This is a genomic window from Hyunsoonleella sp. J2K-J805, assembly GCF_057167125.1.
On sequence record NZ_CM169901.1, the window covers coordinates 1,368,036 to 1,393,836 of the forward strand.

Genomic DNA, 25,801 nt, shown 5'->3' on the forward strand with positions numbered 1-25,801 from the left:
TATGTTTATGGAATTACTTACTCGCTAAAACCTCCGCTTTTCCTACAAAAACGTCTATGGTAGACGCCTCGCTAGAATCCGGATAATCTTCTTTTATACGTTTAAAGTATCCTAGGGCTTTATCTGCTTGCCCTAACTTTAAGGCCAACGCTCCTGCTTTGTATAAATACATTGGCGTTGTGTAACTGTTATCTCTAAGCGCGATGGCTTTTTCATAATATCCTAAGGCATCCTCAGGTTGGTTTAACTGCACAAAGGCATCTCCAATATTCCCTTTAGCCAAAGGTGCTAAAACCTCATCATCACTTTCAAACTCACTTAAATATGCCACCGCATTTTTATAATCTTTTAGTCTTAAATATGCCGTACCAGCATAATAATTAGCAAGATTTGCAGCCGGTGTGCCACTGTATTCATTAATTATGTCCAACATCCCATATTTTCCTTCACCACCATTTAGTGCCATATTAAATAAAGAATCTTTTGCAACCCCATTTACCGCGTCGTTAAAAAACTTTTGTGCCTGAAACATATCGTTCATGGCATTAAGTTGCTTGGGTTTAGCAACGTATTCTTTATAAGCTAGCGAGCCTAAAACAGCTGCTGCCACAACACCAACAATAATGAAAATATATTTTTGATTTTTGGCTACAAATGCCTCCGTTTTCGAAGCTGTCTCATCTAGCGTATTAAAAACCTCAGCAGTTGTTGATCCTTCCTCTATATTTTGCTCCTTCTCCGCTTGGGTTTTTGGTTTATATCCTCGTTTCTTATAAGTTGCCATATCTTGAAAATTATCGTCGCGCAAAAATATAATTTTTCTTCATAACTAAAAGGCTATTTATTTGTTATTTTTCGATAATTTGCACTTCTTTTTGTTATATCTGTGAGTTGAGTTTAATTATTGCTGAAAGACCTTGATAAAAAAAACAACTACAGGTATACAATACTATGCTGGCAGATATGCCCGCGTTAGGGATTGCAGTGGTAGCTTTTGGTGAGGCGTGCATCGAACCAAAACTTTTAACGGAAAGCCCGACCCCGATTGCCCTGAGCTTGTCGAAGGGTGGGGTAACGCCCAAAAATAAGGTTGAAAAGTTTAACACGTAATACGCTAAATTATTTAATGATTTTAAAATCACTTTCATTAGTAAACTATAAAAATTTTGAAAGTCAATCCTTTAATTTCAATGAAAAAATAAACTGTTTCGTTGGGAATAATGGTGTTGGAAAAACAAATATTTTGGATGCCATTTACCATCTGTCCTTCGGAAAAAGTTATTTCAACCCCATCGCACTTCAAAATATAAAGCACACTGAAGATTTTTTTGTAATTAACGGCGATTATGAAAAGGAAGAAAAGCATGAAAAGGTAAGTGTTAGCTTAAAACGTGGACAAAAAAAAGTGATAAAGCGAAATGGTAAAGCTTATGAAAAGTTTAGCGATCATATTGGTTTTTTGCCTCTTGTAATTATTTCGCCTGCCGACAGAGATTTGATTATTGAAGGGAGTAGTACGCGCCGAAAATTTGTGGATAGTGTTATCTCGCAAAGTGATAAGACCTATTTATTACAACTTATTAATTACAACAAGGTTTTGGCGCAACGCAATGCGCTTTTGAAATATTTTGCTCTAAATCATACGTTTCATGCGGATACTCTAGAAGTTTATAACGAGCAGTTAACTGAATATGGCACCTTTATTTTTGAAAAAAGAGATGCTTTTTTAAAAGAATTTATTCCTATTTTTAAAATGCGTTATGAAGCGATTAGCAATGGAAATGAAGTAGTCAATTTGGTATATGAAAGTCATTTATCTAAAGATAATTTAAACATCCTGTTAAGCGATAGCCTCGCAAAAGATAAGGCGTTACAGTACACAAATGTTGGGATTCATAAAGATGACTTAGTATTTCATATTGGAGGACATCCTGTTAAAAAATTTGGAAGTCAGGGACAACAAAAATCATTTCTAATTGCACTGAAATTAGCGCAGTTTGACTTTATTAAAACGCAAAGTGGTGTTAATCCTATTTTATTACTGGATGATATTTTTGATAAATTAGACGAACAACGTGTTACACAAATTATTAAATTAGTGGATGATGAGAATTTCGGACAGCTATTTATAAGTGATACCCATGCCGAAAGAACCGAAATAGCCGTAAAACAGGTGCATCAGAGCTGTGAGATTTTTAAGTTGTAATTTGACGGAAGACAGTTGACCAAACACTGAATACTGAATACTTAATACTTAATACTTAATACTAAAATATGCCAAAACGCCATAACGAACATATCAGTATAAAAGATGCATTAAAAGAATTTGTTGAAACCAATAAACTGGAAAAAGGTTTAGACAAAGTAAATGCTGCCGAGGCATGGGCGAAACTTATGGGCAATGGCGTTAACAATTATACAACTTCTGTAAAACTAGAACGCCATACCCTTTATATCCAGTTGAGCTCTAGCGTTCTTAGAGAAGAGTTAAACTATGGCAAACAAAAGATAATTATTATGCTAAATGAAGAATTGGGCAAAGAAATTGTCAAAAAAATTGTACTGCGATAATCTATTTATTATTTTTAAGAAGGGTTTTTAAAACTTAGAGCACTGTTTACAAGACATTTAAGCCTTCTTTAAAAGAAAAAAAAAAACGTAAATAATTGATTTACAATTATTTTAAATATTACCTTTGTGCTTTAATAATTTAATTTTTTTAACATGAGTACAGGAACAGTAAAATTCTTTAATGATTCAAAAGGATATGGATTCATTACTGAAGAAGGTTCAAACAAAGAACACTTTGTTCACATTTCTGGATTAATTGACGAAGTTCGTGAAGGCGATAACGTTGAATTTGATTTACAGGAAGGTAAAAAAGGTTTAAACGCAGTAAACGTAAAAGTTATTTAACGTATATACTTTAACAATTACAATGAAAAGTCTATTGCTTTTTGTAATAGACTTTTTTTGTGGCACTAAATTTGAATACACAATTACATTAATTTAATATTTAACACAATGAGTACAGGAACAGTAAAATTCTTCAACGATTCAAAAGGATTCGGATTTATAACAGAAGAAGGTTCAGAAAAGGAACATTTTGTTCACATTTCTGGTTTAATCGATGAAATTCGCGAGGGTGACAATGTAGAATTCGATTTACAGGAAGGAAGAAAAGGTTTAAACGCAGTAAACGTAAAAGTAATCTAATATATATTATTTCACTTTTTTTCTTACAAGAAAGCCCGAGACCAAGTCTCGGGCTTTTTCATTTTTTAAAATGCTTTGTATCTTAAAATTGCTCTCTCCCAGAAAAATGGAAAGCACCTTCAATGGCAGAGTTATCGTCACTATCACTTCCGTGTACTGCATTTTCGCTAATTGAATCTGCGTACATTTTTCTAATAGTACCTTCAGCAGCATCAGCTGGATTTGTAGCTCCAATTAACGTTCTAAAATCTTCAACTGCGTTATCTTTCTCCAAAATTGCCGCCACAATAGGACCACGTGTCATATATTCTACTAACTCAGGAAAAAATGGACGCTCTTTATGTATCGCATAAAACTCTTGGGCGTCTGATTTTGTCATTTGTGTTAATTTCATCGCCACAATTCTAAACCCTGAGGCTGTAATTTTTTCTAATATTGCACCAATATGCCCTTTTTCAACTGCATCTGGTTTAAGCATTGTAAATGTTCTGTTTGTTGCCATTTCATTTTTTATTTGGCGCAAAAGTAACGTATTTTCAATAAAAAGCAAGTTTAAAAAATTGTATCTTCGTCCCTTATGGATATAAACGATATTACGGCGATAAAACAGCTGTTAAGCACGCCGAAACACATAGTAATAGTACCACATAAAAACCCAGATGGAGATGCTATTGGCTCTACTCTGGGGTTATATCATTTTCTAAATAAATACAATCATAATACTCAGGTTATAACACCAAATGATTATCCCGGATTTTTAAAATGGGCTCCTGGGGAAAACTCTATTATGAAGTATGATTCTCAATCTGAAGAGTGTAATAAAGTTATCGAAAAAGCTGATATTATTTTTACTTTGGATTTTAATGCATTCCACAGAACTGGAGTAATGGCACCCGCGCTTGAGGCTTCAGAGGCCATTAAAATTTTAATAGACCATCACCAAGCACCTGATGACTATGCAACTTACATGTATAGTGATGTATCTATGAGCTCTACTTGCGAAATGATTTATCATTTTGTTGATATGCTGGGCAGCACGGATAAAATTGATGTAGATATTGCTACGTGCTTGTATTTAGGCATTATGACAGATACGGGATCATTTAGGTTTCCATCTACAACAAGTACAACACATCGTATTGTTGCAGAACTTATTGATAAAGGGGCAAAAAACGCCGACATACACAACAATGTTTACGACACCAACAGCTACAACCGCTTGCAATTACTTGGCTGTGCTTTAACCAATTTGAAAGTGCTGCCTAAACTAAAAACTGCATATATCACATTGTCTCAAGATGAATTACGCAAATTTGACTACAAAAAAGGAGATACAGAAGGTGTAGTAAATTATGCACTTTCCTTAAACAACATCATTTTTGCGGCCATCTTCATTGAAGATAAACAAGAAGGCATTATTAAAATCTCACTGCGCTCAAAAGGTAGTTTTTCAGTGAATGAATTCTCCAGAGCACATTTTAACGGTGGTGGACATAACAATGCAGCAGGTGGACGTAGTGAAGCACCACTAAAATCAACGGTTGAAAAATTTCTTAGTATATTGCCTCAATATAAAGATGCCCTAAATCATGAATAAATTTTATGCCTTAGTACTTTTAGTGATTTTTGGCTTCGGTTGCAAAACTCCTGAAGCTCGTAAACCTGTCTCCGTAAAATCAGGTTCTTTTATTGACGAATCTGTAGAACGCAATAAAAAACTGAATGCCAAGGAACAGGCCTTGATTAAAGATATAATGGAGGCTAACGATAGTAATGAATACATTGCTTCAGAAAACGGGTTTTGGTATTACTACAACACAAAAACCATCGAGGAGACTGCACTAACACCCGGTTTTGGTGATATCGTTAACTATTCATATCATCTTAAAAACTTGAAAGGCGATTTGATTTATCCCGTTGATTATTTCAAAAACCTGAATTATACCATGGATAAACAAGAATTGTTCACAGGGCTTCGCGAAGGTTTAAAATTGATGAAACCTGGAGAAACTGTAACATTTCTTTTTCCTTCACAAAAGGCATATGGTTACTATGGGGACGAAAACAAAATTGGCACAAATGTGCCTCTAATTGCTGAAGTTACTTTAAACTCTATTACCAAAGTACAAGATAACTAGTATGTTTAAGTTTAATATTGCCTGCACTTTATGTATTGTAGTTTTCATTGTAAGTCTATCAAGTTGTAAATCGCAATATCCAGAATTAGAAGATGGTATTTATGCTGAATTCAATACTACAAAAGGAAAAATGGTTGCGAAATTGCATTACAAGAAGGCACCCGTAACTTCCGCGAATTTCATTTCACTTGCCGAGGGTACGAACACATTGGTAACAGATTCTCTCAAAGAAAAACAATTCTATAACGGACTCATTTTCCACAGAGTGAAAGATAAATTCATGATTCAAGGAGGAGACCCGTTGGGTACGGGCCTGGGAGGACCAGGTTACCGATTCATGGACGAATTTCATCCAGATTTAAAACATAATAAACCTGGAATTCTTGCAATGGCAAACCCTGGACCTAACTCTAATGGTAGTCAGTTTTACATTACCGAAGTACCAAGACCAGATTTAGATAACCGTTACAGTATTTTTGGTGAATTGGTTATTGGCTTGGATATACAAGATTCCATCTCAAATGTTGCTACTGACGCAAAAGACAAACCTCTAGATAGCGTGGTTATCAATCAACTAAATATTATACGAAAAGGCACAGCAGCAAAACAGTTTGATGCTCCAGAGGTATTTAAAAATCATTTCGCTGAGAGAGAAAAAAGAGAAAAAGCTGAAAAAGTGCGAAGAGAAAAGATTTTAAAAGAGACTGTTAGAAAACATTCAAAGCAAAAAGAAGAAGCTATAACGTTAGAGTCTGGTTTAAAATATTTTATCACTGAAAAAGGGAATGGTGAACCTTTAAAGGTGTTTTCCAAAGCGAAAACACATTATGCACTTTTTTTTGAAGATGGCAGGTTGCTTGACACAAGTAATTTAACCTTGGCCGAAACACTTGGAGCAGTTAGTCAAAGAAAAAAAGCAGCGAATAGATATATACCCATTACTGCAGATTTGAGTCCAGACTCTCCTATGATTGCTGGATTTAAGGAAGGCTTACAAAAACTTAATATTGGAGATAAGGCTACTTTATTCATACCATACCATTTAGCTTACGGAGAAGCTGGTAACCGTGGCATCCCTCCAAAAACAAATCTTATTTTTGAAGTTGAAATTTTAAGTTTGGCAAAATAGCTAAACAAAATTTTAACAGATAAGTGTTGTTAAACCTTTATATTTACGCAGTAAAACAATTTTCATGCACGCATTAAAGTTCGACTGGAACCCTGTTACAGGAATTGATATAGTTGGTAATTTCAAGCTACATTTTTATAGCCTAATGTGGGTTATCGCTTTTATTTTAGGTTGGTATATCATGAAACGTATTTATACCAAAGAAAAAGTGAAACTGGAATACCTAGACCCCATGTTTATTTATGTGGTATTGTCTACAATGCTTGGTGCACGATTAGGACATGTATTGTTTTATCAACGTGACTTAATTCAACAGGATTTTTTTAGCATATTCCTTCCTTTTAGTTTTAAAGATGGGATAGAATTTACTGGGTTTCAAGGATTGGCAAGCCATGGTGCTGCAATTGGTGTAATAATTGGGATGTACCTGTATAGAAGAAAATACAAGTACAAATCTTTACTTTGGATTTTAGATAGATTGGTGATACCAGTAGCATCGGGTGCTGTTTTCGTTAGAATAGGTAATTTTATAAATTCTGAAATTATTGGAAAAGTATCAGGAGATTTTCCATTAGGTGTTCGTTTTGTTCAAGATCATTACAATAAATACGAAGTTACCAGAAAAACAGGCGTTAAAGATGTACAAGAAGCATACAATGCCATTGCCAATAATGAAGAATGGTTAGCAGCCGTTCCTTACAGACATCCAGCACAACTCTACGAATCGTTTTTATATATTTTCGTATTTCTTGCATTATGGTATTTTTATTCCAAGACTTCTAAAAAAGACCAAACAGGATTTCTTTTTGGGTTATTTTTAGTGTGCCTTTGGTCTATCCGCTTTTTTGTGGAACGCTTCAAAGAACCTCAAGGGGACGAATACATCAACTGGTTCAATTTAAACACAGGCCAATGGTTAAGCATACCATTTATACTAATTGGGTTTTATTTTATGTTTCTTTATAAACCTAAAAAACCCGTTTCATAAAATGAAACAGAGTGGTTTAATTTACTTTCTAATTTTCGCTTTCTTAAGCATCAGCTTTACGTCATGCAAGAAAGAAACTAAGGCTGTAAAACAAACTGAAGTAACTTTTACAAAAGAAGGTGAACTTTCTATATTTAAGACTGAAAATGATTCTTTAAAAGCAACATTAGATATTGAAATTGCTGATACTGATTTTGATATCCAAACGGGATTAATGTACCGCGATAGTATGAAAAACACACAAGGCATGTTGTTTGTTTTTGAAGATGAACGCGAGCGCTTTTTCTATATGAAGAATACCAGAATTCCGCTAGATATAATTTACATCAATGCGAATAAAGCCATCCTAAGTTTTCAAAAAAATGCCAAACCTTTTGATGAAACTTCACTTCCATCAGGAGGGCCTGCAAAATATGTCCTTGAAGTTAATGCTGGCTTGGTTGATGAATGGCATCTTGAAGTGGCAGATTCTGTCGTATTCAACCGCAAATAAAAAGATGTTAACGCCTTTTGCCTCCTGAATACTCCATAGCTTCACCTTTACCAAATCCGTAGCTAAAACCTATGGCTATAAATCTTCCTCGTCTGCTCCAACTATAGGCTTCAGAGTTACCTTGTGTAATAAAGTTTTCGAAGAATCGAGATTTAAACACATCACGGATACTCAAATTAATGACACCTTTATTCTTTAATATTTTTTTACGAACGCCAATATCTAAAAAGGTATTTGCACTTCTTACACCTTGAACGGTTTTAACTTTAGATCTATAATTGCCCACTGCCTCTAAATCCACATCTGCAGGTAACTTAAATTTTGCCATAAGTTTTGAGCTCCATTGGTTGCCATTAAAATCAAAAACGGTACTCTCAAAAGTTCCTTTTCTATTAAATTGATTGTAATTAAAATCAAAATTAAAGGTTAACCATTTGGCAGGATTGTACTTTGTATTAAACTCTGCTCCAAACGTACTGTTCGTCCCAATATTTTCCGGCATACTAATATTAACATTATCTTCTAACAACGAAATACGCTCTACCACATCGGTAGTAAAACGATGGAAAACTCCAAAATTCAAAGAGGTTTTACCTATATCAAAAATACTAGTTAACTCATAAGAATCTGTGAACTCTGGCATAAGTTCGGGATTACCTTGGCGGATGTTAAAATTGTTTCGAATGTTGAAAAACGGGTTAAGTTCTCGCATTCCGGGTCTATTAATTCTTGCCGAATAACCAGCTTGTAAGGACACCGCATCTGATATTTTGTAAGACGTATGGATACTTGGAAATACATTAGTATAGTTTTGATTATTGGATACATTTGTGGTAACAAGCACCGTGGTTAAATCTGTTTGTTCCAACCTTAGCCCCGCTTTAACTCCCCAGTTCTCAAATTCATAGCCTCCAATTAAATAAGCACCTAATACTTTTTGATCGAACTGAAAATTATTGGTTAAGCCTAAATCTGTTTCAAATTCACCGTTAACCAAATCCTGTACTTCAAAATCGTTACCAATATCATTGATAACGTACTGCGCACCCGTTTCCATGGTCCAAACTTCTGAAAATGGCTTGGTGTAATCGAGTTTAAACGTATAGGTATTATCAGAATAATCGGTTCTGGTATTTTGGGTGTTATCTCTGTCTTCACCAGAAACTGTAGCATCTTGAAACAGTGACGTCAAGTCTTTTCCAAAAGAATTACCTGTTGCACTTATTAGTAAATCATGATCTTCATGATCTTCAAAATCGCGTTTATATACCAACTCATACTGCCATTTAGGGTTGGTGGCTTCTGTATTTTCGGTACGAATCCACTCCGATGTTAAATTGTCAGCACCATCGAAAGCACTAAAATTTATAGTTGATGGTTGGTCTTCTATTTCATAAGCAAAATTTCCTGATAGGGTAATTACATTATTTGCATCTATGTAATAATCCGTACCTAGGGTGATGTTATAAAACTTTTCAACCCTTAGGTCTCTACCTTCACTAAAAACAGAATTTCCACTTTCAAAATTTTCATTTCTGTTTTCAGAATCTCGAGGATATACTCTTCTTCCTAAACCAAGCTGTGTAAACAAATTAAACTTCTCCGAACGTCGATTCAAACTTAGCCCAAAACTATTGTTGTCAGGTATACCGGTGTTTAAGCTAAAGGCTCCATTAAGCCCCTTACGTTCATCCTTTTTAATTACGATATTTATTATGCCAGACGTACCCTCGGCATCATATTTGGCAGATGGGTTGGTAATCACCTCTATTCTATCAATCATATCAGCCGTAATGCTACCCAAAGCACCGCCATCATCCGTTAATATCGAAGGCTTTCCATTGATTAACACTTGTACACCAGAGCTACCTCTCAAGCTTATTGCACCTTCAATATCTACATTTACCGAGGGCACATTGTTTAATACTTCTAAAGCGCTTGCCCCAGTGCTGCTCAAATCCTTTCCAATATTAAATACACGCTTGTCTAATTTAAACTGAGATGAGGACACTTCTGCCTCAACTATAACCTCGCCTAGTTGTTCGGCATCTTCTTTTAAAGTAATAACTCCTAAATTGATTTTTCGACGGGATACATCAAAATCGGTTATGGTTTTTGAAACAAAGCCGATAAAACTAACTTGGATATAAAATTGTTGTGCTTTAGTTTCTATATTGAATGTACCATCGTCTTTGGTAATTACCCCAGCAATTGTTTCGTTAGTTGTATTTTCGAGAAGGGCTATGGTAGCGTAGGCCAACGGTTGGCTTGTAGATGCTTCTATAACTTTCCCTTTAATTTCAATATTTTGAGCTGAAAGCTTATACCTACTACAAAAAACTGATACAATAATAATTAGAAGGAATACTTGTTTTAGTCTCATTATACTGTAAAATATATGAATTAATACTTATGCGATAGACAAACGCATAATTATAATGAGCGAAGTTATTAAGTAATATCCTTTCAAGCCGATGGTTTTTGTAAAGTTTTAACACATATTTATCAATAGTGCCATTACTAAAACCTATACAACCATGAAGTAATTTACAGAATAACTACCTAGAATAATTAGGAGATTCTTTAGTAATGGTGACATCATGCGGATGACTCTCATTAATGCCACTAGCCGTAATTTTTACAAATTGACCAGTTTCTTTTAAAGTCTCAATATCCTTTGCACCGCAATAGCCCATGCCAGCTCGAAGCCCTCCAATAAATTGATGAATACTTTCATATAAGTCGCCTTTATAGGGCACACGACCTACAATGCCCTCAGGTACTAATTTCTTAATATCATCTTCAACATCTTGAAAGTACCTATCTTTACTCCCTTCTTTCATAGCTTCTACAGAACCCATGCCTCGGTAAGACTTAAACTTTCTGCCTTCATAAATAATAGTTTCTCCAGGTGATTCTTTAGTTCCCGCTAGAAGCGACCCTAACATTACCGTATCTGCACCAGCAGCAATGGCTTTTGGTATGTCTCCTGTGTAACGTATCCCACCATCAGCAATTACGGGAACTCCAGTGCCTTTTATAGCCGCGGCAACTTCTAAAACTGCTGAGAATTGAGGAAATCCAACTCCTGCTACAACTCTAGTAGTACAAATAGAACCTGGACCAATACCTACTTTAACAGCATCAGCACCAGCTTCAACTAAATATTTAGCTGCGGTACCTGTAGCAATATTACCTACTATAACATCTAGCTCTGGGAATTTTTTCTTTATATCCTTTAACACAGAAACTACGCCCTTAGTATGGCCGTGGGCAGTATCTATAACCACAGCATCCACACCAGCATTTACTAACGCTTCTGCTCTATCCACTGCATCGCCCGTAACTCCAATGGCGGCAGCAACTCGTAAGCGCCCAAACTGATCCTTGTTAGCATTTGGTTTCTGACTTAGCTTTGTAATATCCCGAAATGTTATTAATCCTGATAGTTTATAATTGTCATCAACGATTAACAACTTTTCAATTTTATTTTCTTGTAGAATTATTTCGGCGTCTTTTAACGAAGTTCCCACCGAGGCAGTTACAAGTTTTTCACTCGTCATAACTTCCGTAATGGGTTTTTTATTCTCATGCTCAAAACGTAGATCACGATTGGTAACAATACCCTTAAGTGTACCGTCTTCAGCAATAATCGGAATACCGCCTATACTGTGTTCTGCCATGTTCTGTTTCGCGTCTGCAACCGTAGCCGTTAATGGGAGTGTTACAGGATCTATAATCATACCACTCTCTGCACGTTTAACGCGACGCACTTTCATAGCTTGCGCCTCGATAGTCATATTTTTATGAAGTACACCTATACCGCCTTCTTGCGCCATGGCAATTGCCATTTTACTTTCTGTAACCGTATCCATTGCAGCAGAAATAATAGGTACGTTAATGGTAATATTACGCGTAAACTTTGTTTGGATATTAACTTCTCTAGGTAAAACTTCTGAAAAGGCTGGAACTAGAAGAACGTCATCGTAGGTTAAACCTTCTCCAAGAATCTTGTTTTGATGTGCAGTCATGATGCAATTACGATTATAATTGCGTGCAAATATACATAAAATAACACAAGGAAACGTTAAATTTATCTTAGCTTAAATCGTGATGTCACAGGCGTGTTTTTTGGGCGTTACCCTCGGTGTACAACATCTCTGTTTCGTGAAACCTCCGTGCTCGGGTCGCGCTTGAAGTTTATCCTGAGTGGAATCGAAGGGCTATATCTTTCTGCGCAGCAGCCTTTAACGCGTTTCAGTATATCATCAATAAGATTCTAGCCATTAAAATCTCCGCAAAAAGGATGGAGTTTATCCTGAGCACAGTCGAGGGGCTGCGATCCCTCACGCAACTATCCGCAAGCGTCTTTTATACCCAAGACACTATGTAATACCTGCTTTTGTCATTTCTACAAGGTAGTTAAAACTTAATTTGAAGGGTTGCATAACAACTCCTTGGTAATGCTGGAATAATTCCAGGACCTGGATATCCTGTTGCACGTTGGGTGAAATATTGCTTATTAAACAGATTATTTACACCAGTTTCAAGCGTCCATTTTCTATACCGATAGGATAATGATACATCCCAAATGTCATAGGCTGGAATTGTACCAATAATACCGCTTACATTATCGTTTGGATCCTGTGGCGCATTTGAAGCATCGGTAAATTGCTCTGAGAGGTATGAGTACTGCAGATCTACCAGTAAATTTTTGTAACCCAACTTTACACCCGTTCTTAAATTTACATTAGGTACAAATGGCAAAGCCTTGCCTTCCACACCAGCCTCTTCAGATTTTAAGAATTCTGAATTTGTTAACGCTAAGTTCACGTAATAGTTAAACTTATATTCGTTGTTTTTAGAAAAAAAAGTTTCTCTTAAATTCCAGTCTACTAAACCTTCAAACCCATAAGTAATCGCAGTTCCTATATTTCCCCTAAACCTAACTACGCGTCCGTTTTCAACCGTTTCACCAAAGGCGTTTATACGCGTTGCTGTTCTAATAACCTCATCAATTCTATCATTATATAAAAGCCCAAAAACATTGGTATCATAAGAAAGTATTTTTTTGTAGCGCCCACGCAGGCCTAAATCTGCTGTAAAACCACTTTCGTCATCAATATTTTCATCCACTTGAAAAGAAGGATTGATAATACGAATATCGTTAAACGTAACCGACCTATAGTTTTGACTAAAATTACCATAAAACTCTATATTTTTAGTCGGTTTATAGCTCGCCCCCAATCCTAAAAGCACAATATAACGTTCCCTCGTCCGGTTATCAACAAATGTCGAGTCGCGTAATGCATTGCCCGCCAAATCTCTATTTAAGGAGCGAAAGGAACCCTCACTTTCAGTTTTTATATATTCTAGACGAATACCGGGCGTTAATGAAAGTTTGTCATTCAAATAAAAAATGTTTTCAGCAAAAACAGCACTGTTAAAGTTTGGAAAATTAAAATCACTTTGTCTTAACTCTACTGGCAAATCCTCTATTTCGTAATCTACAAAATTGAAATTAGCATCGGCTCCGTTAGTTCCTGGGCCTTGTCTTTCCTCATTAAAAGCTTGATAATACTTACCTCCTAACAATAACGTTGATTTTTGATTGTTAATCGTATAAGTTTTTAAATAGCGTAACTCTGCGCCCCAATTTCTAAATTCTCCTACTTGTAAGTCTCTTGGTTCTTCTAAGTTATCCAATTGCGAGACTCTATTCGTTCTAAAGCCAATAGCTTTTCTAGAAGAATTCATACCCCACAAAACAGCATTAAATTTGGCATTGTTAGAAAACTCATGATTGAATTTTGCAGTAATTAAATTCCAATTTACCTGAAACCAATTTCTTGTTCGGTTACTAGAGTTTGGATTTCGGTTAAACTCCACATCCGTCAAGCCCCCAGGCTGTTGTGCCGTGTAATTAAGGTGTGTAAACTCTAAACCGAAATTAGTGTGTTGAGACAGTTGATAATTTAAGCTAGTAAAGGCATTAAAAGCCTCTAATCCCATATTTGGTCGTGGTGCCTCGTTTAAATTATTTTTATATGATACATACGTATAATGACTAAACTTATTATTCGTGCCACTAAAACTATTAAAAGTACCATAACCACAATTAGTATCATAGGTTTGCCGCGTAACCACCTCCAAAGGTTTTTTAGAGGGCGACCTTAACTTAAAGTTAATTAATCCACCAAATTGGGTGCCATACTGCAAAGATGCCGCACCGCGAATTATTTGTATTTCCTCTAAGGTTTCTGCTGGCGGTGTATAATAACTTTCTGGGTACCCTAAAACATCAGCACTTATGTCATAACCATTTTGGCGCGTATTAAAATTTGATGTTCTATTAGGATCCAATCCTCTACCGCCAATGGATAATTGTAATCCGCAATTTGTACTCTCGTAAATATTTAGACCAACCACCTGAGCAAAAATTTGTCGCGCATTGCTATTGGATTTGTTACCTACAATTTGGTCTACCAACACAAACTCATTTTTTTTACCCGCATAAATGGTAGTACCTTCAACATCCTTTACGCGTTTTAAATCGAAGGCTCTTCTCCGCTTTGCATTTATGACCACCTCTGATAGGTTTGTGGATTTTTTTATTTCAATAAAAATTTCTTCGTTCGCCGTTACAGCAAATGTTTTTTCAAACCATGCGTAATCATCATTATAAAACACTAAAGTATAAATCCCTGCTTTTAGATTTAAAAATTGAAATTTACCTTGGCTATCGGTGATTACTTCATCTCCAGTGGTCGTATTAAAAACTTGAATATAACTAACAGGACTCTTGGTTTTTTCGTCTAAAACCGTTCCTTTTAAATTGAATTGTGCTTGCAATGCAAGGGCAAAACAACTAATAAACAGTGTTATTATTGTTTTAAAATCCATAAATATTATCGTTAAAAGGAAGTATCCAATCCTTGTGTTGCCATGAGTCCTTTACTTTTGTAAGATCTACTGTAGGATCAATAAAACGCTTACTTAACCTACCATTAAGCGCTATAAAACTCTCCACATAAATCTCAGGATCTTCTATTCCTTCTGCTTTATAATGTGCTTCTAAGAAATGGGCAAACTCTAAAATAAAGTCCGCCTGTGTCCTTATTTGTTTTTTTTGATAGTCGGTTAAAAATTTTTCATGTTCTACGTAAAACCAACGCTTCGTTTTTGGATTCACCACCTTGTATTGTAAATACCCACCTTTTTCTATTAACATTACCCGCCATGAATAGCGATAACCTTCTTCTGTCCAAAATAATTCATCAGGATACAATGCATATCTAAAAGGAAATAATAATTGAATTATAAAAAAGGCAGATAGCAAAAACAAAACTGCTTTATTTTTTAAGTTCGGTCTCCAATTTAATGTTGCATCGGGTTGCGTTTTTCTAATTTTAAATAGCCGCGAAATTACGCCAATTATTTTTTCGTGCACAGCAGCATCGAAAAAAATTAAAGTAGAAAATATCATTACGTACGGAAAAATACCTATCGGGAATAAAACGCGCGTTAAAATGTGGAAAACTACAACTGCAATAAACGCGAAGACCCTAGTGCGCTTGTAGAACAATAAAAATGGAATGGTTAAGTCATATAACATACCACTCCAACTCATTAGGTAAGGCATCCATTTTGTTTGAAACAAGTCTCCGAGCAACGGTATATAATCTCTTGAAGGTAACCAAATGTTTAAAGGTGTGGCCTTTAATAGCCAGTCGGAATTTATTTTTGCTAAACCCGCATAAAAATATACTATAGCAAGTATAAGTTGGATGGCAAAAATATTGAAACGTGGTATTTTGCTAAACCCTATTTTTCTGTTCTTAAGCGCATCAATGGAGAAGTAACAATTTGCAGGTAAAAAAATGAGCAAAAAACCTATTAAGCTTAAAAAGTAATAGTGATTTAGGTAGTAGGTTTTATCAATAAGTTCGCAGTAGGTAAAGCTTAAAAAAAATAGTGTAGCACTTAAACGATAGCGGTAGCCAATTACTATACCAATAGCTGCAAGCAAAGTAATAGCATAAATAATATAGGTATAGTAGCCAAATGCCTGTACAAACTCGAAACCGTAATATTTAAAATGAAACTGTGGAGTAATATAATATTTCTCTACCCAGTTTTGTGATACAAACCTGATGGTAGAAAACACCATTAAACACCCAAATAAAACCCTAAAGACCGCTAGAGGAGCGGCCTTTACAGGAGTTGTTAAATATTTTTTAAGGCGTTGTAACAAAGCTAATCTCCGTCTCCGCTTTCAAACTCAATTTGTATACTAAGTGCAGAAAACATATCAGATTTTAAAAGCACGACGTTAGATTGTAAAGTTTCAAAAGCAGCTAACATTGCATTATTATCAGTACTAATTTGCTGGAAAAAATTATCGTTTAAACCAGATATTGCAGTTCTAGATGTATTGAATTGATTATTAATTAATGTGGAAAGGTTTTCTCCATCTCTAACCGTATTTAGCGTATTTAGATAACTAGCTAAACTCTCACCATTAGAATTACCATTAAAACTTACCCCGTTAAAAAAGTTTTGAAACGCATCTAAAGCTTCTATACACAAAGTTTTTGATAAATTTTTGTTGTACAATGCCTCAACCAGTTCTGGCTTTGTATTTCCATCTGAAAAGACACCTGCTGGAAAACCAATTTTACCATTTCTAAATACAACCTCGTAATATTGCATCCAGCTATTTACAAAGCTGTTGGTTGAACTATTTGCAGACGCACCGTTATTGTTCACAAATGTGTCTCTGTAACCGTTTTCCCAGCTAGATACAACTTGGTCTGTTAAACTTTGTATCCTATCAGTTACATCTATTAAGTACTGTATGTAGTTATTAGCACTTGGATTTGTGGTATAAAAATCTAAAACTTCAGTATCACTTTCAGCTAAACCATAAAGTAAATAATCTAAAGCAGGAAAGCCTTGTGCATCGTTTAAATTAATATCCTGTAAATTATAACTACCACTAGCTATATTATCTTCAATACTTGAAACGTCGGTAGGATAAGTGTTTATAAAGTTCCTGTAAAATGTTGTTTCGGCTGGTCCAATATTAAACAATTCTACATTTTGCCATGATATATACGCAGTTTCCCAAGCGCTACGCAGTGCATTTAAGTTCGTTTCACTAGGGGCGTTTTCAAAAGCGGTTGTAGCTGTTTTTAGGGCAGTTACTTCACCCCTAAAGGATCGATAGGCAGGCATTATAATATTATCCGCCCAGTTAGTAAGCATAAGTTCTCTATCAAACGTATCGTCGTTGTCTGGTGTACCTCCTGAACTATCATTACTACAACTCCATAGTATTAGTACGAAGCATAGAACCATGGCTGGAACGGTAAATTTGTAAAACTTCATATTGGTTTCAATTTTAAAAAGAATAGGAAAGATTAAATATTTCCTATTCTAAAGTAATTTTCTAAGGATTATTATTTACGTAAAAGCTTGTAACTTCCTCGTCGGTAAAATTATAAATATCTTGAATATCGGTAATTAAAGCATCCAAATTAGATAGCAAGCTAGTTTCATTTAAAAACCTGTAACTCTCTGGGTTTTGCCCTTCTTCTGCTAACAGCCCAATTAAAATATCATCTATTTGAGCATCGGTAATTAATTTATCAGACACCCCTTTAAATCCGTGTGCAAATGCAACACCTTCAGCATAAGCATGTAAAGCATTACCTAAAGCAGCATCTTTATCTGGACCATCTGCAAGGTTAAATGCAGCTGTAAGCTGACTTTTAGTCGCATTACAGTAATAAATTACAGTTGCAAAGTTTGACTTTTCCCAATTTAATAGGTAGGCATCTAAGGCAGCATCTCTTTGCGAATCAAATGCACTACCTGCCTCCATTGCTGCTTTGGCAGTGATTAGGTTGGTACGAATATCATAAAAGAAACCTGTTTCTGCAGTTAAGTTAGAACGACGTCTAGAGTAGGTAGCCGCAGCTGTAGTTTCTGCTGGATCGAAAGTAACTTCCGTACCATGAATCTCAACCAATCTATCAATAGCACCACTATCTGTAAATCCATCAGCTCCACTTTTAATGCCATCTATTACGGTAATGGCATGGTTATAAAGTGCAGCACCAAAAGAACCTTTTTGTATCATTTGCTCTAGCTCTAAGCCGTATTCATCAAGTAAACGTGAACCTAATAAGCCCCCTTCTTGATTGCTGTCTGGTGTGTTGCCAAACCCTGGATTTTGAAATCCATCAGGAGAATTTGCAGCCTTAACCAACTCTGTTACCCAATCTGCAACTAAATTTCTGTAATTTGGAAGTGTTACAGCAGATAGTGTTGCTGGGTATGGTATGTCTGCAACAACTGTGCTTTGAGCATTTGCTTCTGCGGCGTTTACTGCAGAAGTAATTGTTGCCAGTTCCTCTACTACGGTGTTTTCCGCTGTTACATTGGCATTAAAATTAGATGAAACATAAGTTGAAGGAATCGTTAAAGTTGGTGTTATTACATCATCATCACTATTTGAACATGATTGTAATAGAGCTGAAACTATAAATAGACTTAGTATAATCTTTTTCATATTTTAAAGTTGTGTTTATTTAGACTTATTACAAATAGCTATTTCGCATGCAAATATAAAACTCAATATTATTTACGCAAAGTTTATTTAGATTAATTTTAAATAAAGATTTTGATAAAAATGTAATGAATTTATTTTCAACATCTTAATAATTATAAAAATCGAAAATTTAACATTTGAATAAATCTAGCTAATCAATGAAAGTGATTAAAAATCTTAGAAGCTTCATTGTATGCACTTTCAAAACTTAGTGCACTAAGATTGTTATTTCCGTTTGAAGTGAAATAGGATAATAATTTTTCAGTAGGCATATTTCCTGTTAATTCATCCTTGGCCATAGGACAACCACCAAAACCTTGTATCGCCCCATCAAATCTATTGCATCCGGCTTTATATGCTGTATCCACTTTTTCAAACCAAGTAGATGGCGTGGTATGTAAATGCGCCCCAAATTCAATATTAGGATATCTAGGGATTAAATTAGAAAACAAATAATCTATACTTTTAGGATTTGATGTTCCTACAGTATCGCTAAGTGATAATATCTTAACGCCCATATTAGCTAGTTTTTCAGTCCACTCACCTACTATATCCACATTCCAAGGATCACCATACGGATTTCCAAACCCCATGGAAATATAGACCACCACTTGTTTACTGGAAGCGTTAGCTATTTCTAAAATTTCTGAAAGCGTATCTACAGATTGGGCTATAGTTTTGTGGGTATTACGCATCTGGAAGTTTTCTGAAATAGAAAATGGATAGCCTAAATAATCAATCTGCTCATGCTTGCTGGCATCATTTGCCCCTCGTACATTGGCAATAATAGCTAAAAGTTTACTGGTCGTTTTGCTTAAATCCAATCTTGAGAGTACCTCGGCAGTGTCTGCCATTTGGGGAATTGCTTTGGGAGATACAAAACTACCAAAATCAATAGTATCAAATCCAACGCGCAATAAAGACTGAATATACTGCACTTTTTGCTCTGTTGGAATAAATTCTTTTATTCCCTGCATTGCATCACGTGGGCACTCAATAATTTTGATGGATTTAGCCATAACTTTCGAAAATTTCGAAACTCAAAAATACTATTATTTTTTATGCCGTAAGTTTCTTATTTTAGTTTCGACAAAATAAGGGTAAGCAACCTGCCAAAATAATTCTATGAAAAAAGCTACCCTGTTAATTCGCTTCTTCCTTTTCTTATTCAGTTGCTCCCTCTCTAGTCAAAGTTCAGCAGATTACACTATTACGGTTACAACAATATGGAATGCTAGCGCTCACACTTCTATTCCTAACGATCCGCACTGGTCTCCATTATCAGGGGCAACGCATAAAAACACGAACGATATTTTAACCTTTGGAGCCCCCGCACCACTTACAGATGGCATCAAGGATATAGCCGAAACTGGAAATACCTCAAATTTTCAATCGGAAATTAATGGAAATTCAAATGCTAACCAATACTTACAAGCTGGCTTCTCTCCTCGCCAAGCAGAAGATAGTGTAGCAGAACTTAGCAGTGTTAGCGTAAGCCAAGATTTTCCATACATTACGCTGGTATCTATGGTTGCTCCAAGTCCTGACTGGTTTATTGCAGTAAATAGCGAAAGCCTAAGATCAGGAAATCCTTCAGTAAACAATGGTTGGAAAGGCACTTTTACTATCGATATGTTTGCCTATGATGCTGGTACCGACTCTGGAACAGACTATGAATCAGGAAACTCGATAACCAACCCTAGAGAAAATATAACTATGGTATCAGGAACGCCTATTAATGGTAATAGGATGGGTACTATTACATTTACTTACAACTCTTCAACTTTGAGTAACGGTGATATCTCTGATAATATTGATAATATTAGAGTTTTCCCTAATCCAGCTTTAGATAAAATTACTATTTCCAATATTCAAAATACAAATCTGAAGCACATTGAAATCTTTTCAATTCTCGGTAAATTAAGTCATCGGTTTTTAGTTCAAAACAATTCTGGTAATCTTGATTTAGATATATCAAACTTAACTTCAGGTATTTACCTTTTAAAACTTAATAATGAAGACGGTAACAGTAAAACTAAAAAGTTATTAGTTCGATAATCGCACATTATCGATAAAAATTTTACCGTTAACGTTTTTTTTACAAAGATATCATACTACAAGGTACATTTGTCTCAAACTATGTGCCCCATGAAGTTTTACCTAAATTTGAGTATAGTAATACTTGCGATTTTTATGTCGTTCGTTAAATGTGGTTATGCTCAAAATGCATCTAATTTTTGTGGCACTGAAATAACAGACGAATCCCTTACTTATTATCAAAGTTTCCAAGATAACATTAAGCTATACGAAAAGGAATTTGCATCACTTAAAGCCAACGCGAGAAAGTCTGGGACTAGTAAAAATCCTATCCCAACAGCTTTAAACTCCATTCCTATTAAAGCACACATAATGCGCACTTCTAATGGAGATTCGGGATTAAGTTTACAAGGTTTATACAAGGCTCTTGACGATTTGAATGAGATATACGCCGCTGCTTACATGGAGTTTTTCCTGTGCGAAGATGTAAACTATATAAATAGCGATCTTTATTACAACCAATTTAGTAGGGATTATGAAGCAGATTTAACTCAAGACAACTATACCCCTGGTGTCATAAATATTTATTTTACAAAGTATGTAGAAATAAAACCAGGTGTTAGCCTTTGTGGGTACTCCAATACTTTTGGAGGTGCTGATGTTATTGTTATGAATAACGGTTGTGGACTTAACGGTACTTCCTTGGCACACGAAATAGGACATTTCTTTTCTTTAATGCATACACATGGTCCTGACAATCAAGAATTAACTACCGAAATGGTTGATGGCTCCAATTGTGATACTGATGGTGATATGATTTGTGATACTCCGGCAGACCCTGGACTTGGAACGGATTGTGTGAATAGCGATTGTGAGTACACAGGAAATTTGAAAGATACTAATGGTGATGTTTATACGCCAGACACCAATAACATAATGTCTTATTCCCGATCTAGCTGTAAGGCGCATTTCTCTGAACAGCAATTGGCACGAATTTATGGATTCTATAAGTCTGCCAGACAATATTTGTCCTGTCCATCTGCCAATGTGAATTTTACAGCCAACAGTTTCCAAGAGTGCGGGGACGAATTAACGGTACACTTTAAAGATTTGAGTAGCGGCGCTACTTCTTGGGAATGGGATGTGGACGGTGATAATGTAGTAGACTACACGGAACAACACCCAACACATACCTACACAAAAGGTATTTATGACGTTACACTTACTGTAACCACTGGTGGTTTGGTATATAAAACTGGAGGAGAAAGCGATGATAATGCAGTAACAACAATAAGTAAAACATTTTCACAAGTTATCAAAGTAGGAACTTATGAAGATAGCACGATGAACATTGATTTTGACACTTTTGACTTCGCTAGTTCTAACGGATGGTCTGCTATTGATGTTTCAGGTAATGGTTTTAATTGGCTTGTAAATACAGGAGAAACTGTTTCAACTGGCACTGGTCCTATGCTTGATAAAACCAGTGGTAAAACTTCAGGAAAATATATTTATGCAGAAGCCTCTGGCTCAAAAAAAGGAGATGTTGCTGAGTTTGTTTCTCCATGCATAAGTATTAATGAAAAAAATGCACTTTTAGAGTTTTATTATCACATGTTTGGAGATAATATTGGTGAACTTCACATAGATATCGAAACTCCAAATGGGTATTTTGATGATGTTATTTCTCCGTTAATTGGTGAACAACAAACTAGTCAAACCGATGATTTTATCGCACAATCAATTAACTTATCTAAGTTTTACGGGCAAACTATAAATATTCACTTTAGAGCTGTTCGCGGTGACGGATGGGCGGGTGATATTGCAATTGATGGTATTAGTATAAAAGGAAATGCCGTTGCGCAAAAAGGTAATGATACTTCAACTTTAAAATTATTCCCGAATCCTGTTACGGATAATATTTTAAATATTGTATCCACTTCTGAAAAGAAAAACGCCGAGGATTACTTCACAGTATCAAATCTTGTGGGACAAGTATTTTTAAAAAGTAGCCTACAAGACAATCAACAAATTAATGTTTCGCAATTACCCAAAGGTTCATATTTAGTAACCGTGGTTAAGGGAAGAAATATTGAGGTAAAAAAGTTTATAAAGTAATTATTGCGCATTCAGAATCGCAGTATTTATGCGTTTTATCAATCTTGGTCCTTCATAAATAAACCCCGTATAAATTTGTACCAAATCTGCACCAGCACCTAGTTTCTCTAATGCATCTTCAGCAGAATGGATTCCGCCAACACCAATAATTGGAAATGCCTTATTACTTTTTTCTGATAGGTATTTGATAACTTTTGTACTTTTTTCCTTTATAGGTTGTCCACTAAGCCCACCATTACCAATGGCCTCAAGTTGTGCTTTTGAAGCTTTTAAACCAGTTCTATCTGTAGAGGTATTACTGGCTATAACACCATCAAGATTTGTTGCCTTAACAAGCTCAATTATTTCATCTAATTGCCCATCATTTAAATCTGGAGCAATCTTTAGCAGAATTGGTTTTTGCGTTTCAAAAGCATTGTTCTCTTTGTTAACAGCTTCAATTAATTCTTCTAAATAGTCCTTATCATTCAATTTCGCATGACTTCCCACATTAGGGCAACTCACATTTAGCACAAAATAATTCACATAGGGATGTAGTGCTTTAAAACATTCTAAATAATCTCTGGTGTAGTCTTCAGGTTTTGTTGCAGTATTCTTACCTATATTTCCGCCAATAATCAATTTGCCCTTGTTCTTCTTTAGCTGCGCTATGGCAGCATCCAAACCTTCATTATTAAATCCCATTCTGTTGACAATGCCTTTATCATCTTTCAAACGGAACAAGCGCTTTTTTGGATTTCCAGGTTGCCCTTTTGGAGTTACGGTACCAATTTCAATAAAACCAAATCCAAAATTGGCAAGCTCATTGTACAAAACTGCATTTTTATCAAATCCAGCTGCAAGACCTACTGGGTTTTTAAATTTTAATCCGAAAACCTCACGCTCCAAACGTTTATCTTCAATAGTATATAGACCTCTAAACAACGATGGAAAACCAGGGATTTTTGATGAAAACTTAATTAAACTAAACGTAAAATGATGAATCTTTTCAGGATCGAATGCAAAAAATAAAGGTCGGAGAAGCGTTTTGTACATCTATAATATTTATGCAAAAATAGGTTGAAATACTGTAAATAAAAAATTGATATTATGTCTCTTTCTTTCCCTGTAAATTTCAATAAAAATTGTAAATTGTATGGAGATTATCGCTCTAGACAATACTAAAAACTTAAACCATAGCTATACATGATTTCAAAAGAAGATATCATAAAACGTTTTGTAAGTTACGTAACCGTTGACACGGAATCCGATCCCAACTCAGATACAACACCTAGCACAAAAAAACAATGGGATTTGGCCAATAAACTTGCCGAAGAATTAAAACGTATAGGTATGCGAGATGTTTCTATTGATGACAACGCATACATTATGGCAACACTACCTAGCAATGTAGATCATGAAGTACCTGTGATAGGTTTTATAGCTCATTTTGACACCTCTCCAGATTTTACTGGAGCCAATGTTAAACCTCAAATTGTAGAAAATTACCATGGAGGCGATCTTGTTTTAAATAAAGCGGAAAATATCATATTATCTCCTGATTATTTTGAAGATTTAAAACAGTATATAGGTCAAACGTTGATTACCACAGATGGCACAACCCTTTTAGGAGCGGATGACAAAGCAGGCATTTGCGAAATTGTTTCGGCGATGGAATATTTAATCCAGCACCCTGTAGTTAAACATGGGAAAATTAGAGTGGGCTTTACCCCTGATGAGGAAATTGGTCGTGGTGCACATAAATTTGACGTTGAAAAATTTGGGGCGGACTGGGCGTATACGATGGATGGTAGCCAAATTGGGGAACTGGAATACGAAAACTTTAACGCCGCCAGTGCCGTGGTAAAGGTAAAAGGAAAAATTGTGCATCCGGGCTATGCAAAGGGTAAAATGATTAATTCCATGTATATCGCTACGGAGTTTATCAATTCCTTGCCACGTATAGAAACCCCAGAGCACACCGAGGAATACCAAGGTTTTTTCCATTTGCATGACATTGTGGGTGAAGTTGAGGAAACAACATTGCAGTATATTATTCGAGACCATGATAAAGGCCATTTTGAAGCCCGAAAAGAAGTAATGCATAAATTAACCAATGAGCTAAACTCACAATACGGTAGAGAAGTGATTACTACCGAAATAAAAGATCAGTATTACAACATGCGGGAAAAAATTGAACCTGTAATGCATATTGTAGATATTGCCGAGGAAGCTATGAAACAATTAGATATTGAACCTTTGATAAAAGCAATTCGCGGTGGAACGGACGGTTCGCAGCTAAGTTATATGGGATTACCCTGTCCTAATATTTTTGCTGGTGGCCACAACTTTCATGGGCGCTATGAATATGTGCCAGTTGAAAGTATGATTAAAGCTACCGAAGTAATTTGTAAGATTGCGGCGTTGACTGCTGAAAAAGCTAAGGGTGGTTTGGTTTCATAAATACTTCAAAACATCAAATGAAAAAAGTATACTCGGTTGAAGAATATATAGAAGAAAACGCTCATTATGGTGAGGCATTAGAATTGTTGCGTTCCATCATCTTATCCACCGAGCTGGAAGAAACTATCAAATGGAGCTTCCCAGTATATACCCTTAAAAATAAAAATGTGGTAAGCTTAGGCGCTTTTAAAAACCACTTTGGGATTTGGTTTTTTAATGGTATCTTCCTAAAAGATAAACTACAAATTTTACAAAACGCACAAGATGGCAAAACCAAAGCCATGCGACAAATACGTTTTGAAACGATTAACGATATTGATAAAAATTTAGTTTTGAGCTATGTAAGAGAAGCTATTGAAAATCAAAAATCAGGCAAAGAAATAAAACCAGATAGAAGCAAAAAAGAAGTTGTTATCCCAAATGAACTAAATGATGTGCTTAACAGCAATACAGACTTAAAATTAGCTTTCACAAACTTATCAAATTACAAGCAGCGAGAATATTGCGAATACATTTCAACTGCAAAACGACAAACTACTAAACAATCACGTATAGAAAAGATTATGCCGATGATTTTAAATGGTGTAGGGCTGCAAGATAAATATAAAAACTGCTAAAAATTAAA

At 35.4% G+C, this 25,801-nt stretch carries 23 protein-coding genes; 13 read left to right on the forward strand and 10 right to left on the reverse strand.

Going from position 1 to position 25,801, the window contains the following annotated elements; genetic code table 11:
* Positions 1 to 13: 13 nt before the first annotated feature.
* Entirely contained in the window at positions 14 to 784 is a 771-nt protein-coding gene (locus AC1B0Z_RS06005) for a tetratricopeptide repeat protein (protein ID WP_483795260.1), read from the reverse strand.
* Between the two features lie 342 nt (positions 785 to 1,126).
* Here AC1B0Z_RS06005 and recF point away from each other — a divergent pair, with 342 nt between their 5' ends.
* The 4 genes from recF to AC1B0Z_RS06025 all read left to right on the forward strand — a co-directional run bounded on the left by recF (position 1,127) and on the right by AC1B0Z_RS06025 (position 3,216).
* Positions 1,127 to 2,206, forward strand: a complete 1,080-nt coding sequence (recF, locus tag AC1B0Z_RS06010) for a DNA replication/repair protein RecF (protein WP_483794721.1) — start codon at positions 1,127 to 1,129, stop codon at positions 2,204 to 2,206.
* 68 nt (positions 2,207 to 2,274) lie between these two features.
* On the forward strand, positions 2,275 to 2,571 hold the full coding sequence (locus AC1B0Z_RS06015) for a DciA family protein (RefSeq protein ID WP_483794722.1): 297 nt from the start codon (positions 2,275 to 2,277) through the stop codon (positions 2,569 to 2,571).
* A 153-nt stretch (positions 2,572 to 2,724) separates the two neighbouring features.
* Positions 2,725 to 2,916 (forward strand): cold-shock protein, encoded by a 192-nt coding sequence (locus AC1B0Z_RS06020; protein WP_130935100.1) that lies wholly within the window; start codon positions 2,725 to 2,727, stop codon positions 2,914 to 2,916.
* Between the two features lie 108 nt (positions 2,917 to 3,024).
* Entirely contained in the window at positions 3,025 to 3,216 is a 192-nt protein-coding gene (locus AC1B0Z_RS06025) for a cold-shock protein (protein ID WP_130963395.1), read from the forward strand.
* Between the two features lie 82 nt (positions 3,217 to 3,298).
* On the opposite strand, the gene AC1B0Z_RS06030 is transcribed toward AC1B0Z_RS06025, so the two are convergent.
* On the reverse strand, positions 3,299 to 3,718 hold the full coding sequence (locus tag AC1B0Z_RS06030) for a nucleoside-diphosphate kinase (RefSeq protein WP_483794723.1): 420 nt from the start codon (positions 3,716 to 3,718) through the stop codon (positions 3,299 to 3,301).
* Positions 3,719 to 3,793: 75 nt separating this feature from the next.
* Between AC1B0Z_RS06030 and AC1B0Z_RS06035 the strand changes: the two genes are divergently transcribed.
* From AC1B0Z_RS06035 to AC1B0Z_RS06055, 5 genes are all read left to right on the forward strand, one after another.
* Entirely contained in the window at positions 3,794 to 4,813 is a 1,020-nt protein-coding gene (locus AC1B0Z_RS06035) for a DHH family phosphoesterase (protein ID WP_483794724.1), read from the forward strand.
* The gene (gldI, locus tag AC1B0Z_RS06040) at positions 4,806 to 5,354 is read left to right on the forward strand and encodes a gliding motility-associated peptidyl-prolyl isomerase GldI (protein ID WP_483794726.1); all 549 of its coding nucleotides are present in this window, start codon (positions 4,806 to 4,808) and stop codon (positions 5,352 to 5,354) included. The genes AC1B0Z_RS06035 and gldI overlap by 8 nt, the downstream gene beginning before the upstream one ends.
* A 1-nt stretch (position 5,355) precedes the next feature.
* On the forward strand, positions 5,356 to 6,483 hold the full coding sequence (locus AC1B0Z_RS06045; protein WP_483794727.1) for a peptidylprolyl isomerase: 1,128 nt from the start codon (positions 5,356 to 5,358) through the stop codon (positions 6,481 to 6,483).
* A gap of 64 nt (positions 6,484 to 6,547) precedes the next feature.
* Positions 6,548 to 7,471, forward strand: coding sequence for a prolipoprotein diacylglyceryl transferase (gene lgt / locus AC1B0Z_RS06050; RefSeq protein WP_483794728.1), 924 nt, complete (start codon positions 6,548 to 6,550; stop codon positions 7,469 to 7,471).
* Position 7,472: 1 nt separating this feature from the next.
* Positions 7,473 to 7,964 carry a DUF192 domain-containing protein gene (locus tag AC1B0Z_RS06055; RefSeq protein ID WP_483794730.1) on the forward strand — a complete coding sequence of 164 codons (492 nt, stop codon included), beginning with the start codon at positions 7,473 to 7,475 and terminating at the stop codon, positions 7,962 to 7,964.
* Between the two features lie 7 nt (positions 7,965 to 7,971).
* Here the strand turns inward: AC1B0Z_RS06055 and AC1B0Z_RS06060 are convergent, their stop codons facing one another.
* From AC1B0Z_RS06060 to AC1B0Z_RS06090, 7 genes are all read right to left on the reverse strand, one after another.
* A complete protein-coding gene (locus AC1B0Z_RS06060; protein WP_483794731.1) occupies positions 7,972 to 10,347 on the reverse strand; it encodes a TonB-dependent receptor domain-containing protein in 2,376 nt (791 codons plus the stop codon).
* Positions 10,348 to 10,522: 175 nt separating this feature from the next.
* Positions 10,523 to 11,995 (reverse strand): IMP dehydrogenase, encoded by a 1,473-nt coding sequence (gene guaB / locus AC1B0Z_RS06065; protein ID WP_483794732.1) that lies wholly within the window; start codon positions 11,993 to 11,995, stop codon positions 10,523 to 10,525.
* A gap of 391 nt (positions 11,996 to 12,386) precedes the next feature.
* Positions 12,387 to 14,867 carry a TonB-dependent receptor domain-containing protein gene (locus AC1B0Z_RS06070; protein ID WP_483794733.1) on the reverse strand — a complete coding sequence of 827 codons (2,481 nt, stop codon included), beginning with the start codon at positions 14,865 to 14,867 and terminating at the stop codon, positions 12,387 to 12,389.
* Positions 14,857 to 16,218 carry an HTTM domain-containing protein gene (locus AC1B0Z_RS06075; protein ID WP_483794734.1) on the reverse strand — a complete coding sequence of 454 codons (1,362 nt, stop codon included), beginning with the start codon at positions 16,216 to 16,218 and terminating at the stop codon, positions 14,857 to 14,859. The genes AC1B0Z_RS06070 and AC1B0Z_RS06075 overlap by 11 nt, the downstream gene beginning before the upstream one ends.
* Positions 16,219 to 16,220: 2 nt before the next feature.
* On the reverse strand, positions 16,221 to 17,354 hold the full coding sequence (locus AC1B0Z_RS06080) for an imelysin family protein (protein WP_483794735.1): 1,134 nt from the start codon (positions 17,352 to 17,354) through the stop codon (positions 16,221 to 16,223).
* Positions 17,355 to 17,415: 61 nt separating this feature from the next.
* Positions 17,416 to 18,540 (reverse strand): hypothetical protein, encoded by a 1,125-nt coding sequence (locus AC1B0Z_RS06085; protein WP_483794736.1) that lies wholly within the window; start codon positions 18,538 to 18,540, stop codon positions 17,416 to 17,418.
* 194 nt (positions 18,541 to 18,734) lie between these two features.
* Entirely contained in the window at positions 18,735 to 19,598 is an 864-nt protein-coding gene (locus AC1B0Z_RS06090; RefSeq protein ID WP_483794737.1) for a hydroxymethylglutaryl-CoA lyase, read from the reverse strand.
* Positions 19,599 to 19,704: 106 nt separating this feature from the next.
* Here AC1B0Z_RS06090 and AC1B0Z_RS06095 point away from each other — a divergent pair, with 106 nt between their 5' ends.
* The gene (locus AC1B0Z_RS06095) at positions 19,705 to 20,637 is read left to right on the forward strand and encodes a T9SS type A sorting domain-containing protein (protein WP_483794739.1); all 933 of its coding nucleotides are present in this window, start codon (positions 19,705 to 19,707) and stop codon (positions 20,635 to 20,637) included.
* A gap of 90 nt (positions 20,638 to 20,727) precedes the next feature.
* Positions 20,728 to 22,734, forward strand: coding sequence for a T9SS type A sorting domain-containing protein (locus tag AC1B0Z_RS06100; protein WP_483794740.1), 2,007 nt, complete (start codon positions 20,728 to 20,730; stop codon positions 22,732 to 22,734).
* On the opposite strand, the gene AC1B0Z_RS06105 is transcribed toward AC1B0Z_RS06100, so the two are convergent.
* Positions 22,735 to 23,769, reverse strand: coding sequence for a quinone-dependent dihydroorotate dehydrogenase (locus AC1B0Z_RS06105; protein ID WP_483794741.1), 1,035 nt, complete (start codon positions 23,767 to 23,769; stop codon positions 22,735 to 22,737).
* A gap of 150 nt (positions 23,770 to 23,919) precedes the next feature.
* On the opposite strand from AC1B0Z_RS06105, the gene pepT reads away from it, so the two are divergent.
* Both pepT and AC1B0Z_RS06115 read left to right on the forward strand, forming a co-directional pair.
* On the forward strand, positions 23,920 to 25,176 hold the full coding sequence (gene pepT, locus AC1B0Z_RS06110) for a peptidase T (RefSeq protein ID WP_483794742.1): 1,257 nt from the start codon (positions 23,920 to 23,922) through the stop codon (positions 25,174 to 25,176).
* Positions 25,177 to 25,193: 17 nt separating this feature from the next.
* The gene (locus tag AC1B0Z_RS06115; RefSeq protein ID WP_483794743.1) at positions 25,194 to 25,793 is read left to right on the forward strand and encodes a YdeI/OmpD-associated family protein; all 600 of its coding nucleotides are present in this window, start codon (positions 25,194 to 25,196) and stop codon (positions 25,791 to 25,793) included.
* Positions 25,794 to 25,801 lie beyond the last annotated feature (8 nt).

Excerpts from the sequence above, each read along its gene's own strand:
- AC1B0Z_RS06005 (WP_483795260.1), bottom strand. The coding sequence starts at position 784 with ATGGCAACTTATAAGAAACGAGGATATAAACCAAAAACCCAAGCGGAG.
- recF (WP_483794721.1), top strand. The coding sequence starts at position 1,127 with ATGATTTTAAAATCACTTTCATTAGTAAACTATAAAAATTTTGAAAGT.
- AC1B0Z_RS06015 (WP_483794722.1), top strand. The coding sequence starts at position 2,275 with ATGCCAAAACGCCATAACGAACATATCAGTATAAAAGATGCATTAAAA.
- AC1B0Z_RS06020 (WP_130935100.1), top strand. The coding sequence starts at position 2,725 with ATGAGTACAGGAACAGTAAAATTCTTTAATGATTCAAAAGGATATGGA.
- AC1B0Z_RS06025 (WP_130963395.1), top strand. The coding sequence starts at position 3,025 with ATGAGTACAGGAACAGTAAAATTCTTCAACGATTCAAAAGGATTCGGA.
- AC1B0Z_RS06030 (WP_483794723.1), bottom strand. The coding sequence starts at position 3,718 with ATGGCAACAAACAGAACATTTACAATGCTTAAACCAGATGCAGTTGAA.
- AC1B0Z_RS06035 (WP_483794724.1), top strand. The coding sequence starts at position 3,794 with ATGGATATAAACGATATTACGGCGATAAAACAGCTGTTAAGCACGCCG.
- gldI (WP_483794726.1), top strand. The coding sequence starts at position 4,806 with ATGAATAAATTTTATGCCTTAGTACTTTTAGTGATTTTTGGCTTCGGT.
- AC1B0Z_RS06045 (WP_483794727.1), top strand. The coding sequence starts at position 5,356 with ATGTTTAAGTTTAATATTGCCTGCACTTTATGTATTGTAGTTTTCATT.
- lgt (WP_483794728.1), top strand. The coding sequence starts at position 6,548 with ATGCACGCATTAAAGTTCGACTGGAACCCTGTTACAGGAATTGATATA.
- AC1B0Z_RS06055 (WP_483794730.1), top strand. The coding sequence starts at position 7,473 with ATGAAACAGAGTGGTTTAATTTACTTTCTAATTTTCGCTTTCTTAAGC.
- AC1B0Z_RS06060 (WP_483794731.1), bottom strand. The coding sequence starts at position 10,347 with ATGAGACTAAAACAAGTATTCCTTCTAATTATTATTGTATCAGTTTTT.
- guaB (WP_483794732.1), bottom strand. The coding sequence starts at position 11,995 with ATGACTGCACATCAAAACAAGATTCTTGGAGAAGGTTTAACCTACGAT.
- AC1B0Z_RS06070 (WP_483794733.1), bottom strand. The coding sequence starts at position 14,867 with ATGGATTTTAAAACAATAATAACACTGTTTATTAGTTGTTTTGCCCTT.
- AC1B0Z_RS06080 (WP_483794735.1), bottom strand. The coding sequence starts at position 17,354 with ATGAAGTTTTACAAATTTACCGTTCCAGCCATGGTTCTATGCTTCGTA.
- AC1B0Z_RS06085 (WP_483794736.1), bottom strand. The coding sequence starts at position 18,540 with ATGAAAAAGATTATACTAAGTCTATTTATAGTTTCAGCTCTATTACAA.
- AC1B0Z_RS06090 (WP_483794737.1), bottom strand. The coding sequence starts at position 19,598 with ATGGCTAAATCCATCAAAATTATTGAGTGCCCACGTGATGCAATGCAG.
- AC1B0Z_RS06095 (WP_483794739.1), top strand. The coding sequence starts at position 19,705 with ATGAAAAAAGCTACCCTGTTAATTCGCTTCTTCCTTTTCTTATTCAGT.
- AC1B0Z_RS06100 (WP_483794740.1), top strand. The coding sequence starts at position 20,728 with ATGAAGTTTTACCTAAATTTGAGTATAGTAATACTTGCGATTTTTATG.
- AC1B0Z_RS06105 (WP_483794741.1), bottom strand. The coding sequence starts at position 23,769 with ATGTACAAAACGCTTCTCCGACCTTTATTTTTTGCATTCGATCCTGAA.
- pepT (WP_483794742.1), top strand. The coding sequence starts at position 23,920 with ATGATTTCAAAAGAAGATATCATAAAACGTTTTGTAAGTTACGTAACC.
- AC1B0Z_RS06115 (WP_483794743.1), top strand. The coding sequence starts at position 25,194 with ATGAAAAAAGTATACTCGGTTGAAGAATATATAGAAGAAAACGCTCAT.